Source organism: Nesterenkonia marinintestina (assembly GCF_025420485.1).
GTDB classification, from domain to species: domain Bacteria; phylum Actinomycetota; class Actinomycetes; order Actinomycetales; family Micrococcaceae; genus Nesterenkonia; species Nesterenkonia marinintestina.
This window is the reverse complement of sequence record NZ_JAOEFD010000009.1, coordinates 103305-115370: the sequence shown is the minus strand read 5'-3', so window position 1 is coordinate 115370 and position 12066 is coordinate 103305. Positions and strand designations below refer to the sequence as shown.

The window sequence follows — 12066 nt, the reverse complement described above, 5'->3', positions numbered from 1 at the left end:
GCGGAACTAAACCCAGTACGGTTCAGGAAGCTTCCCAGAGGCCCTCGTCCGCACCGCGGACGGGGGCCTCTCGTCATCGTCGAACTCCTCTCCGATCAGATGTGCGAGGTGACCAGCACCACTGAATCCGCGTGACAGAGCTCTGCGACGGAGAAGAGTGCCGGGCAACGGACTCGCTGAGCCGATCCCTCGGGCGAGAGGCACGACTGCCCAACCAGCCGTATCTGCCCGCGGCCCAACCAGCCGTATCTGCTCGCGGCCCTCCCGGCCGAAGACGACCCGCCCCCAATCCGTGCATCAGCCCCGACTGCATGAAGCTCAGTCGCGGGGTTCGTTGCGGTACCGCAGCATCGCCTCGACGAAGGGGTCTCCGCTCGACGACGCACTTCTGTCGGACCGAATCAGGAGCATGGCGCGGCGCTGGGTCCACGATTCCGGCATGCCGTGCACCGCCTCGTCGGGCGCCCCGAGCCGGCGGGCCGTGCCGAGCGGAAGGATAGCCGTTCCAGCCCCAGTGGTCGCCACGTCGTAGACCGCACCCAGGGACGGCAGGCGGAGCCGATAGTCGATGTCGATGCCGAGCCGGGTCGCCTGCTCGTCGACGAAGACTTGGAGCGGGCTGCCCTCGGTCAGGCCGATCATCGGTCCCCGGATGACTTCCTCGAACGTCAACGTCGGCGAAGCGTCGTCGGACGCACCGCGGAGAGGGGCTCCCACGATGACGAGGGGGTCGCCCCACAGGGGGTGCACAGCCAGTCCAGCCTCCGAATCCAGCAGCGACACCACTCCGAGGTCGGCGTCCCCGTCGCGCACTCGTCGAGCCACCTCCTCGCTGGGGACCTCGTCCAACACCACGCGGAGCTTCGGGAACCTCGACAGCGCAGCGGCGAGGAACTCAGTGAGGGCATCCGCAGCCGAGGTGTTGCTGGCCATCCTCACGTGGTCGGCCTGACCGTCGCGGTGATGGCGCAGCATGTCCACCAGCCCCTCGGCCTGAGCGAGGAGCTGGCCACCGCGCACGATGAAGTCCGCTCCGGCGGAAGTCGGCACGACTCCCCTCCGGCTTCTGATCAGCAGATTGACGCCCCGGCTCTTCTCCAGAGCCGTGATGCGGGAACTGGCCGCCGAGAGCGAGAGTCCGAGCGCCCGAGCGCCTTCGGTGATCGACCCGTGGTCCGCGACGGCGACCACGAGTGCCACATCCCGGAGGTCGAATGTCACTCTTTCACCTTTCGCTGTACCGAAGGGGCCTTCTGATTCTAGCAAGCTGAGAGGTGACATCTCCTGCCACTCTGGAGACGCCCCACGGTTCGCGAACGGGAAAGGCTGGCCGAGCATGCCGACCGACTGGCTTCAGGTGCTGGAATGGGCGGCTGTCGTCGGCGCCGGATTCCTCGCCGGTGGGGTCAACGTCATCGTGGGCGCAGGCACACTGGTGTCATTCCCGATACTGGTACTTCTGGGAATGCCGCCGCTGGCTGCGACGATCGCCAACACGATCGGCATCGTGCCCGGCAGCATCTCCGGCGCCATCGCCTACCGGCGTGAACTGCGCACCCATGCTTCTGCAGTGAGGGTGCTGCTGCCGGCGTCGGCCCTCGGCGCCATCGCAGGGGCCTCCCTGCTGCTCCACTTCTCCGCCGAGGTCTTCGCGAGAGTCATCCCCTGGCTCATCGGCATCGGCACGCTGCTGGTCATCGCCGGCCCGACCATCAGACGCCGCTTCATGCGGACACGCTCGGATGCGCTCGGCGAGCCCCTCCGGCCCAGCGGCGACAGGCCGTTCCCGACCCGGATGGCCACGGTCACCTCGCTCTCCGCCGCGTTCCTCCTGGGCGTCTACGGCGGATACTTCAGTGCAGCCCAGGGGATCCTGCTGATCGCGCTGCTCGGAATCACATCGTTGCTCCACATGCAGGAACTCAACGCGATCAAGAACCTCACGGTCGCTGTGGTGAACATCATCGCCGCGAGCATCTTCATCATCGTCTCCCCGGAGATGATCTCGTGGTCCACCGTCGCGCTGATCGCTGCAGGCTCGACCCTGGGTGGCCTCGTCGGTGGGCGCCTCGCCCGTCGGCTGTCGGCCGGTGTGTTCCGCATGTTCGTCGTCATCGTCGGTGCCGCCACCGTCATCGCCATGACGATGAACAGCTGATCCTCCTGCTCACGGGAACTCTGATAGACGGACCCACGTCAGTCCTGCACCCGCAGGCAGGAACAGACGAGTGATCAACGGACTCATGTCGCCTGACGCGACATCGTCGCAGGTCAGAGGCTTGTCAGGTATCGTCGCCGGGAGACGGAACATCCCGGACCGGACACTCCGCCGGGGCAGAACTCCGATCCTGGAGGAACCTATGACTGACCGAGGACGCGACGACGGCACACCTCCGTCGGCCGGCGAGAATCCGAACCTGGACCCTGAGCCGCAGGCCGACCCGGACCTCGACTCCGGCGGAGGCCTTCCGCCGGGCAGCACTCCCCCGGACTCCCAGTCGGCCACCGCGACCCCGCGCCATGAGCCGGTTCGTCGGCCTCCGAAGGTCTGGCTCGGTCTGGCGGCTGTGGGAGTCGGCGTGGCCTTCCTGCTGATGGTCTTCGTGGGGTACATCGTCGGCATCCTGAGCTGAGCACCGCACAGGCCGGTCCCGCCGGCGTAGACTGACTGCCCGTGACGACCAGCCCCGAGACGCGCTCCTGGCTCTGGGTCCTCATCGGGGCGGCGCTGCTGAACCAGATCACCGTGCATCTGGTCCGTCCCACCACCACGTATAAGCTCGTCGCCCTCGACGCCGACGCCACGACGGTCGGACTGGTCTCCGCCGCCTACTCGCTGCTCCCCCTGCTGGCGGCGATGAGCCTCGGCTCCCTCGCCCAGAGGCTCCCCAGCCTGACGCCGCTGCTGATCGGCGGCACCGTCGCCACCGGTTCGGGCGCCGCCGTGGTGTCCTCCGCCGAACACGTCATGGGCATCGCCGCGGGCACCACTGTCATGGGTGTGGGTCAGCTGGTGTTCATCATCGCCGGACAGTCCGCCGTCGCCCGATACTCAGCCGGTTCGGAGCTGGACAGGGGCTTCGGCTGGTTCACCGCAGGATTCGCCGGGGGCCAGCTCGTGGGACCGCTGGTCGGAGGCCTGCTCCTCGACGGCGCCACCGCCGGGGAGCCCGCCTCGCTGCCCACGATCGACCTCGCCCTGTGGCTCGGGACGGCCGCCTGCCTGCCCGCGGCGATCCTGCTGCTGCTCCTCCGCCCTCCGCACAGGGAGAGGCGGTCCGTGTCACGAGCAGAGTCCTCCGGACGGTCCCCCGACTCCACGAAGCCGAAGATCTCTGCGATCCTGGGGCGCCCCGGCATCGGCTCAGCCATGCTCGCCTCACTCTGCCTGGTGGCCACCGTCGACATCCTGACAGCGTTCCTGCCGCTGATCGGCGCAGAGGCGGGGGTCTCGCCGGCCTGGATCGGTGCGCTCCTCGCCGTCCGGGCGGGCACCACCATCGCCTCGAGGTTCCTGCTGCCCGCGCTCCGTCGCCGCGTCAGGCGATCGACCCTCGTCGTGGCGGCCCTGACGGGCTCCGCCCTCACGCTGGCCCCGATCCCGCTCACGATCACCTCGACCCTTCTCTCGGCGACGACGATGGCCGCCGCCGGGTTCTTCCTCGGCCTCGGCCAGCCCCTGACCATGTCCCAGGTCGTCGAAGCGGTCCCCCGCACCTGGCAGTCCTCGGCCCTGGCCCTCCGACTCTCGGGCAACCGTCTGGGCCAGGTCGTCGTCCCCCTCGCCGCCGGTGCCGCCGCCGCGCCGGCCGGTGCCGGCGGGGCGGTCTGGCTCTCCTGTCTGCTGCTGGCCGGCTCCGGGATCGAACAGCTCGCCCGGCGTCGGCACCGCTGACCGCCTCACACTCGTAGCGAACCGCCCGCACAGCGACGCCCCACCACGGTGCGATCGCTCTGACATGGGGCGATGCCGATATAGTGTCGTCGTCGGGGTCGTTCGCCCTCCCCGTCCGACTCCCGCCCGCGTCCCAGTCAGCATCTCCAGGAAGGTCCCCCATGCCCCTCACCGGTGCAGCCCGTCAGAGCACGCTGGCCGACATCGTGGACTACACGCTGCTGCTCATCCACGACACCGAGCTGCAGGAGCCCCGGACCGACCGCTACATCCGCTTCCTCCGCAACCGGGGCAGCTACTACGACGTGGTCGCCCTGTATCTCGACGTCTACGACTCGCTGAGCGGAGAGCATCGGGAACCCGTGGCCGAGGAGGAGCTCCACCGACGCGTCGAGGAGATCCTGTCCGACGACTCCGACGTCATTCCGACCTGGCTGACCCCCGGAGTGCTGACGGCCTGTCGGTACGCCGGGTGGACGATCGCGGCCTTCGTCGTACAGGCCGCGGAGGAGATCCTGCCCGACGGGCGCCGCCTGGAGATGCGGCGCCGCACGGAGGAGAGCTCGGACTGAGGCTCGTCCCATCCCGTGCATAGGCCGCTGACGAGGTGTTACGGTGAAGACATGAGCATTTCGCCCATCCACAGCGCCACTCCGGCGACGCTGGACAGACGTCACAGATGACACTGCGGAGTCGATGACTCCGGCGGACTCTCACCGCGCATCGAGCACAGGACTCTGCGCCCCCGGCACGCCCGCCGACCCGCTCTCACCGCATCCGACCCCCCCACGGGGCCTGATCGGCATGCCCACACCCCAATTCACGTCTTCCCGCCACGAAAGGAACCGACATGACGACACGCGACGACCTCCGCGCCTCCAAGGCCCTCCAGGGAGCCGACTTCCCGGCCTCCAAGCAGGCCCTCATCGACTACGCGCAGAGCCGCGGCGTCGACCAGAAGTCCCTGCAGGCCCTGCACGCCCTGCCGGACCGTGAGTTCGAGTCCAAGGACGACGTGACCGACGCGGTCCCCCAGGAGCCCGAGGGCGAGGACGCCCCCGGCGGCACCGCCCGCTGAACCGGGCGGAGCCCGGCTCAGTCCCCGGAGACGAAGCACAGACCGAGTACAGACCGAGTACAGACGACGAGACATACCTGAGGAGTACAGACATGCGTACCGACGAATTCATCGCCAGCGTGAGCGAACTGGGCGGACCGACCGACCGCCAGGAGGCGGAGAAGGTCACCCACGTGGTCCTCGAGGACCTCGGCAAGCGCCTCAAGGGCGGCGAGCCCGGCGACCTGGCGGCTCAGCTGCCCGAGGAGCTGAAGGCCACCCTGACCGCCCATGACGGCAAGCAGCCCGTGGACGACGACGTCGACACCTTCCTGCGTCGCGTGGCGGACCACTCCGGTCAGGACGTGGATCCCGACCAGGCCCGCCGGAACGTGCAGGCGGTGCTGTCCACCATCGCCCGGTCCATCTCCGACGGAGAGGTCCAGGCGCTGAGGTCTCAGCTGCCGGCCGGCTTCGGTCCGCTGTTCGAGGCCTCCGCCTGAGCAGCGCCCAACCCCTGATGTACTGATCGGGAACGTTGATCAATCGTGAGAAGGGCGGCTGGTTGCCGCAGGCCGTGTGGGGACGATGCTGGTTGTATTGGTGGAGCCAGGCTTCGAGAGAGTCGCGGCGTTCCTGCTCGCTGATGTAGCAGCGGGCGTAGGCCCACCCGTCGGCCATGGTGCGGTGGAACCTCTCGACCTTCCCGTTGGTCTGCGGCCGGTACGGACGAGTCCGCTTCGGGGTGATCGACAGTGCTTCGCAGGTGTCGCGCCAGAGGTGCGATCGGTACGCACCACCGTTGTCTGAAAGCACTCGCTCGATCGCGACGCCGCGGTCGGCGAACCAATCAACGGCCCGACGCAGGACAGCGACAGCGGTGAAGGCGGTCTCGTCGTCGTGGACCTCGGTGTAGGCGACTCTGGAATGGTCATCGATGACGGTATGCACGAATGCATATCCGAGCTTCGGATTGCCATAGACGTTGCGTGACTTGTCCTGCGTCGCGGCGCGGTTCTTCTCGCCTTGGTGGCGACCAACGTAACGCCAGCCGCCACCGTCGGGGATGTTGCCGAGCTTCTTCACGTCTACGTGCACCATTGATCCCGGATGATCGTGCTCGTAGCGGCGGACGGGCTCACCTGTTTCGCGGTCGACATGAGAGAGTCGGTTCAAGCGGGCTGATCGCAAGATTCGATGAACCGTCGACGGCGCGATGCTGAGTCTCGCAGCGAGCTGGACCGGACCTTCCCGCAGACGCATTCGTAGGCTGACGCACCTCTTAGTCACGGTCTTGGACGTCTTGCCAGGAGACCTCCGTGGCCGCGAGGAGCGATCCTGCATCGATTCGCCGGCGAGGTATCGATCGACCCAGCGCTTAACTGTCGGCCAGGACACTTGAAAGCGGGCCGCCACTTCACTGATCCGCCACCCCTGGTCGACAACCAGCCGGGCAACTTTCAGTCTGTGGCGCGGGGTGAGAGCCGCATTCGCATGGCTCATTGAGACACACCTCCAGGCGGGGGCTCGACGTCGCCGCTGGCCTCCCTTGCTGTGGTCCGCAAATCAGTGTCGCTCGCGAACAGGGGCCTGCAGGGTGACGTGTCCCGTCACGCTGTTGACCTGCCGATAGATGCCGAAACTGGTCAGGTGTCGCTTCTCTAGCTCGGCATCGATCAGGACCCAGGCATCCCCGATGCTCTCTGGCGGTCCATCGAAGGTGACCGTTACGCCTTCCGAGGCCTCCGGCACGACGATCCTGCTGACCGCCTCAGATTCGGGGCGCGTCGTAATCCCGGCTGAGACGGTGATCTGGTCGTCGTCCGTACCGTCATACAGAAGCACGATCTCTTCATCGGTGTGAGGGAGGTCCCGGTGCAACTGTTGGACGGCGTGACCGATCTCGGTCTCGTCAAGGACGGTGGTGCTCAGCCCCCAAATATTGAGGCTGGGCAGTGCGGTGATGGACAGATTCATGATGATCTCCATGGACTTGCTCTGGATGATGTCCAGCCGGTGCTGAACGTGGACCAGACGTGTTGAAGCCTCGGTGATCTGCCGCTGCAGGGCGTCTACCTGGTGAGTGAGAAGCACTTCCAGAGTGGACTGCTCAAGATGCGGATCGAGCAGCTGCCCGATCTCGGCCAAGCCGAACCCCAGCGCGCGCAGTTCCGCAATGGCACGCACGCGCCCAAGCTGGCTGTCCTGGTAGCGCCGATAGCCGGTTACAGGGTCGGTAGTAGCTGGGGTCAGCAACCCCTCGCCTTCCCAGTGCCGCAGCATGCGCCGCGAGACACCAGTGCTATGCGCGATCTCTCCGATACTCAACATGTCGACCCCCACCAGACCGCATCACACAGTGTCAAGGTCAATGCTCCCAGAGAGAGTCGCTCTACCAACGTCTCCGGTCAGTACACCTAGAGGAGGGGCTGGGCGGCGACCCCCGCCGACGACGAGGGGCCGGACACCTGTGAGGTGTCCGGCCCCTCTCTCCGTGCGGACGCTCTGCCGGGTCCCCGCGGCCAGGACCGCAGCGTGCGTCCATGGTGCTCCCAGACCGAGCACCTAGGATGCTCAGGTGCTCTCCGCCCATGCCCTGCCCCCGGCCGCCGGTTCCACCACGGATGCGTTCACCGGCTTCACCGGCTGGGTCGTCTCCGTGATGGAGGCCCTCGGCGTCGCCGGCGTCGGACTCCTGGTGGCGCTGGAGAACCTCTTCCCGCCCATCCCCAGTGAGGTCATCCTTCCCCTCGCCGGCTTCACCGCCTCCCAGGGTTCGATGAACCTCTGGCTGGCGATCGTCGGCGCCACGGTGGGATCGGTGGTCGGCGCGGCGGCGCTCTACTGGCTGGGCGCCGCCTTCGGCCTCGCACGGCTGCGCTCCTGGGGCGCGCGCGTCCCCCTGGTGGACGTGGCCGACATCGACCGGACCGTGGACTGGTTCCACCGGCACGGACGCCCCGCCGTCCTCTTCGGTCGCCTGGTCCCGATCGTCCGTTCGCTGATCTCGATCCCCGCGGGCATCGACCGGATGAACCTTCCCCTGTTCCTCATCCTCACGACCGTCGGTTCCCTGATCTGGAACAGCGTGCTCGTCGGGGCCGGGTTCGCCCTGGGTGAGAACTGGCACGTGGTGGAGCTGTACGTGGGACGGCTGCAGTACGTGGTCATCATCGGCGTCGTCCTGCTGGTGGCATGGTTCGTGGTCCGGAAGTTCCTCGCCCGACGCACCGCGTCCTGATCAGCCCCGGACGGGACGGATCGCCAGCTCCTCGACCATCGACTCCGGGGGCATCTCGATCGCCGTGCGCACGGTCGCGGCCACCGACGCGGGGGCGATGTAGCGTGCACCGTCGTAGTCGGTGTTCCCAGCCGCGGCCTGCAGGGCGACCTGCATGTCGGTGTCCACACGACCGGGGTGGATCGACGTCACCCGCACTCGACCGCGCTCTTCGTCCCGCAGGGCATCGGTGAGCGCACGGAGGGCGAACTTCGACGCCGAGTAGATGCCCCCGCCGCCGCGGGAGCTGTATCCGGAGCCCGAGTTCAGCGCGACGACCTGTCCCCCGGCGGCACGCAGGGCCGGCAGGAGCAGCCGATTGAGCTCGGCCACCGCGTAGACGTTGACGGTGAAGGTGTCCCGCCAGACCTCGGGGCCGGACTCGGCCATCGTCCCGGTCACCGCGACGCCGGCCGAATGCACCAGCACGTCGAGCCGCTCCGGAACGGACCGCGTCGCCTCAGCCAGGGCTTCGAGGTCCCCGAGGTCGGCGACGAACGGCTCTGCGCTGGGCAGCTGGTCCACCAGCTCCGCCACGCGTGCGGCGTCGGTGCCGCCGACCAGGATGTGATGGTCCTTCCCGAGGTCCTCGGCGATCGCGCGGCCGATCCCTCGGGTCGCGCCGGTGATCAGCGCGACCGGACGCTGTCCGGTCGCGGAGACGCTCTGGGTCATGGCTTGTCCTCCGTAGGACGCTCCTCCGCGAGGTCGCCCTCATCCTGAGCGTCATCAGCGTGTGCGTTGTCATCCTGAGCGTCGTCAGCGTGCGCGTCCTCGGCCGGGGCGTCGTCCTCCCGCTCCTCGGGGGTGGAGCGTCCCCGCGCGGCCCGGCGTCCGACCTGCAGGAACAGACCCAGTGCCAGGACGACCATCCCTCCGACGGAGATCATGATGTCGGGGTAGATCAGGAGCACCCCGCCGACGATCAGCAGGACCCGCTCGACCACGGTGGCACGGACCAGCAGCTGGCCGGCCATGCCGGCGGCGAGAGCCACCATGCCCACGATCACCGTCAGCAGGGACGTCGCGAGGTCCTGGAAGCTGCCCTCCAGCAGCAGCGCCGGCTGGAGGACGAAGACGTACGGGATGACGAATCCCGCGATCGCCAGTCTCATCGCGGTCACCCCCGTTCTGAGGGGGTTCGAATTGGCGATGCCCGCCCCGGCGAACGCGGCCAGACAGACCGGAGGAGTGATGTCGGCGAGGATGCCGAAGAAGAACACGAACATGTGGGCGGCGATCAGCGGAACGCCGAACTCCACGAGGATCGGGGCCGCGACAGTGGCGGTGACCACGTAGTTGGCCGTGGTCGGCAGACCCATGCCCAGGATGATGCAGGCCAGCATGGTGAACAGCAGCACCAGCAGGAAGTGGCCGCCGGCGAGGTCGATGATCCCGCGCCCCAGACGCTGTCCCAGCGGGGTGTTGGTCACGGTTCCCGCGACGATGCCCGCCGTCGCACAGGCCGCGATCACCGGCAGGGCGGTCCGCGCACCGGCGATCATCAGCTCCACGATGCCGCGAGGTCCCAGGCGCGTCTCTCGTCGCAGGAAGCTCAGCACGAATGCGGTGGCGATCCCCCACAGGGCGGCGCGGGCCGGAGAGCTGCCCTCGAGCAGCATGAACACGATGACGAAGAGCGGGAGGATCAGATCGGCGCGGGTGATCAGCGACAGCGCAGTGGGCAGCTCCTCCTTGGCCATCCCCCTGATCCCGTTGCGCTTGGCGTCGAAGTGCACCGAGAGCATCACACCGAGGAAGTACAGCACCGCCGGGATGATCGCGATGATGATGATCTCGCTGTACGGGATGCCGGTGTACTCGGCCATGATGAACGCGGCCGCACCCATGATCGGCGGCATCAGCTGCCCGCCGGTGGAGGCGGTGGCCTCCGTCGCGGCCGCCACGTGGGGGCGGAACCCGGACTTCTTCATCATCGGGATCGTGAACGATCCGGAGGCGACGGTGTTGGCCACCGACGACCCGGAGACCATGCCCTGCAGACCCGATGCCGCGACGGCGGCCTTGGCCGGACCACCCGAGTACCGGCCCGCGGCCTTGAACGCGAGGTCGGTGAAGTAGGTGCCGATGTTGGTCTGGATCAGCACCACGGCGAAGAGCAGGAACAGGAAGATGAACGTCGAGGACACCTGGATGGGTGTGCCGAAGATCGACCCGGTCTCCAGGAAGGTCGTCGCCGCGTAGGAGGTCAGATCATTGCCCGAGTGGGTGAAGAACGGGCTGTGGTTCCCCCAGACCCCGTAGGCGAAGGCCGTGGCCGCGACGATGACGATCGGCAGACCCACACACCGTCGAGTGGCCTCGAGGACCAGGACGATGCCGAGCATCGCGACCGCGTAGTCGATGTCGTCGTATCCGAAGATCCCCGGCTGCGGGCTGCGCAGGAAGTCGTACCGGTAGACGATGTAGAGGTTGGTGGCCAGTCCGAGGGCGGAGAGCACCACGTCGTACCACGGAACGCCTCTGCCGCGGCCGACGAGCAGGTCCTTCCACAGCACGCCCGTGGCCGGTCCCAGCGGCTTCTTGTGCGCCGGATAGAGCAGGAAGATGATCGACACCGCCGCGCCGACGTGGATCGCTCCCTGGATGATGGTGGGCCGAGACCCCGTGACCGCGGTGTAGAGGTGGAACAGCGTCAGCGCGACGGAGAGGCCCCCCACGAGCCAACCCCACCAGCCCAGATCCGTACGGAACCGGCTGGCGGTGTCATGCTCGCGGAGGACCTCGTCGACGCGCTCATCCGACTCTCCGGCGTTTCCGGCCTGAGTCACGGGCGAGGCGTTCACGGCAGTTCGACGTCCTGCTCCTCGTAGTACCGCTCGGCGCCCGGGTGCAGCGGAGCGTCCCCGATGCCCAGGAGGGCGTCCTCGTGGGAGATGAAGTCGCTCTGCGGGAGCGTGATGTCATCGGAGTGCTCGAAGATCGCGGCGGTGATCTCGTAGGCGAGGTCCTCGCTGATCTGTGTGGTCGAGCCCAGCACCGCGGCCGAGACCGAGAGGGTCTGGACGTCGTCCTCGAGGAAGTCGTAGGCGTCGGCCTCGATGGTGTACTCGTCGAAGTAGGTGTCGTCGGCGACGTCTGCGGCCACGTCCTCGTCCAGCCCGAGCAGGGTGACGTCGGTGGTCGCGGCCATCTCGTTCAGCGAACCGGTGGGCGTGCCGACCACGAAGATCGAGGCGTCGATGTTGCCGTCCTGCAGCAGCGACTGAGAGTCGTCGAACTCCTCCTCGTAGGCGTCGTAGTCGCCCTCCTCGATGCCGTAGGCGGCGAGGATCGCGTCCGAGACGGCACGGGTGCCGGATCCGGGGGCGCCCACGGCGATGTTGGCGCCCTCCAGGTCCTCCATGGACTCGATCCCGGATCCCTCGACCGTGACGATGTGCGCGGCCTCGGGGTACAGTCCGGCGATCCAGCCGACGTTGTCGATCTCCGCGTCCTCGAAGTCGTCCTCGGCGTTGATCGCGGTGATGAAGGTGTCGGACTGGGCCAGTCCGAGCTGCATCGACTCCTGGCTGATCTGACCGATGTTGTACACCGAGGCGTCGGTGGAGATCGCGTCGACCGAGATGTCATCGATGTTGTCCTCGAAGATCTGGGCGTACTCGCCGCCCAGCGGGTAGTAGACGCCCGCGGTGCCGCCGGTGCCGAAGGTCAGGTCGGTGACGAAGTCGTCCTCGTCGCCGATCTCCAGGTCCTCGTCCTCTGCGGCGTCACCGTTTCCGTTGCCGTTGCCGCAGGCCGCCAGGACCACCATGGCCGCGGCCGATGCTGCGGCTGCCGATGTACGACGGATGCCCATCGTGTCTCCTCCTC

Annotated in this window: 12 protein-coding genes and 1 pseudogene; 7 read left to right on the top strand and 6 right to left on the bottom strand. The window is 67.6% G+C overall.

The features are described 5' to 3' along the window. Positions 1 to 318 precede the first annotated feature (318 nt). The gene (locus N7E59_RS08695; protein ID WP_261624534.1) at positions 319 to 1221 is read right to left on the bottom strand and encodes a LysR family transcriptional regulator; all 903 of its coding nucleotides are present in this window, start codon (positions 1219 to 1221) and stop codon (positions 319 to 321) included. Positions 1222 to 1336: 115 nt separating this feature from the next. Between N7E59_RS08695 and N7E59_RS08690 the strand changes: the two genes are divergently transcribed. The 6 genes from N7E59_RS08690 (at position 1337) to N7E59_RS08665 (ending at position 5455) form a co-directional block, all read left to right on the top strand. Beyond that, positions 1337 to 2158, top strand: coding sequence for a sulfite exporter TauE/SafE family protein (locus N7E59_RS08690; protein ID WP_261624533.1), 822 nt, complete (start codon positions 1337 to 1339; stop codon positions 2156 to 2158). 202 nt (positions 2159 to 2360) lie between these two features. Beyond that, the gene (locus N7E59_RS08685; protein WP_261624532.1) at positions 2361 to 2633 is read left to right on the top strand and encodes a DUF6480 family protein; all 273 of its coding nucleotides are present in this window, start codon (positions 2361 to 2363) and stop codon (positions 2631 to 2633) included. A 41-nt stretch (positions 2634 to 2674) separates the two neighbouring features. Beyond that, positions 2675 to 3895: an MFS transporter gene (locus tag N7E59_RS08680; RefSeq protein ID WP_261624531.1), complete on the top strand. Its 1221-nt coding sequence runs from the start codon at positions 2675 to 2677 to the stop codon at positions 3893 to 3895. Positions 3896 to 4056: 161 nt separating this feature from the next. Then, a complete protein-coding gene (locus tag N7E59_RS08675; protein WP_261624530.1) occupies positions 4057 to 4467 on the top strand; it encodes a hypothetical protein in 411 nt (136 codons plus the stop codon). Positions 4468 to 4745: 278 nt separating this feature from the next. Further along, complete coding sequence (locus N7E59_RS08670; protein ID WP_261624529.1) at positions 4746 to 4973, top strand: DUF2795 domain-containing protein; 228 nt, start codon at positions 4746 to 4748, stop codon at positions 4971 to 4973. Positions 4974 to 5065: 92 nt separating this feature from the next. Next, complete coding sequence (locus N7E59_RS08665) at positions 5066 to 5455, top strand: DUF2267 domain-containing protein (RefSeq protein WP_261624528.1); 390 nt, start codon at positions 5066 to 5068, stop codon at positions 5453 to 5455. A 19-nt stretch (positions 5456 to 5474) separates the two neighbouring features. Here the strand turns inward: N7E59_RS08665 and N7E59_RS08660 are convergent. Together N7E59_RS08660 and N7E59_RS08655 are read right to left on the bottom strand one after the other, a co-directional pair. Beyond that, positions 5475 to 6455, bottom strand: a pseudogene (locus tag N7E59_RS08660) (IS481 family transposase); the annotation flags it as partial. A 63-nt stretch (positions 6456 to 6518) separates the two neighbouring features. Beyond that, positions 6519 to 7295: a MerR family transcriptional regulator gene (locus N7E59_RS08655; RefSeq protein WP_261624527.1), complete on the bottom strand. Its 777-nt coding sequence runs from the start codon at positions 7293 to 7295 to the stop codon at positions 6519 to 6521. Positions 7296 to 7530: 235 nt separating this feature from the next. Between N7E59_RS08655 and N7E59_RS08650 the strand changes: the two genes are divergently transcribed. Continuing rightward, on the top strand, positions 7531 to 8193 hold the full coding sequence (locus N7E59_RS08650; protein WP_261624526.1) for a DedA family protein: 663 nt from the start codon (positions 7531 to 7533) through the stop codon (positions 8191 to 8193). Here the strand turns inward: N7E59_RS08650 and N7E59_RS08645 are convergent, their stop codons facing one another. The 3 genes from N7E59_RS08645 to N7E59_RS08635 are packed head-to-tail and all read right to left on the bottom strand — an operon-like array spanning position 8194 to position 12052. Next, a complete protein-coding gene (locus tag N7E59_RS08645; protein WP_261624525.1) occupies positions 8194 to 8907 on the bottom strand; it encodes an SDR family oxidoreductase in 714 nt (237 codons plus the stop codon). Then, entirely contained in the window at positions 8904 to 11039 is a 2136-nt protein-coding gene (locus N7E59_RS08640; RefSeq protein ID WP_261624524.1) for a TRAP transporter permease, read from the bottom strand. Before N7E59_RS08640 ends, N7E59_RS08645 begins: the two co-directional genes overlap by 4 nt. Further along, entirely contained in the window at positions 11036 to 12052 is a 1017-nt protein-coding gene (locus N7E59_RS08635) for a TAXI family TRAP transporter solute-binding subunit (protein ID WP_261624523.1), read from the bottom strand. The genes N7E59_RS08640 and N7E59_RS08635 overlap by 4 nt, the downstream gene beginning before the upstream one ends. Positions 12053 to 12066 lie beyond the last annotated feature (14 nt).

What these genes read in the sequence shown, in the direction of transcription:
- N7E59_RS08690 (WP_261624533.1), top strand. Translation starts at nt 1,337, where the DNA reads ATGCCGACCGACTGGCTTCAGGTGCTGGAATGGGCGGCTGTCGTCGGC.
- N7E59_RS08685 (WP_261624532.1), top strand. Translation starts at nt 2,361, where the DNA reads ATGACTGACCGAGGACGCGACGACGGCACACCTCCGTCGGCCGGCGAG.
- N7E59_RS08675 (WP_261624530.1), top strand. Translation starts at nt 4,057, where the DNA reads ATGCCCCTCACCGGTGCAGCCCGTCAGAGCACGCTGGCCGACATCGTG.
- N7E59_RS08670 (WP_261624529.1), top strand. Translation starts at nt 4,746, where the DNA reads ATGACGACACGCGACGACCTCCGCGCCTCCAAGGCCCTCCAGGGAGCC.
- N7E59_RS08665 (WP_261624528.1), top strand. Translation starts at nt 5,066, where the DNA reads ATGCGTACCGACGAATTCATCGCCAGCGTGAGCGAACTGGGCGGACCG.
- N7E59_RS08645 (WP_261624525.1), bottom strand. Translation starts at nt 8,907, where the DNA reads ATGACCCAGAGCGTCTCCGCGACCGGACAGCGTCCGGTCGCGCTGATC.
- N7E59_RS08635 (WP_261624523.1), bottom strand. Translation starts at nt 12,052, where the DNA reads ATGGGCATCCGTCGTACATCGGCAGCCGCAGCATCGGCCGCGGCCATG.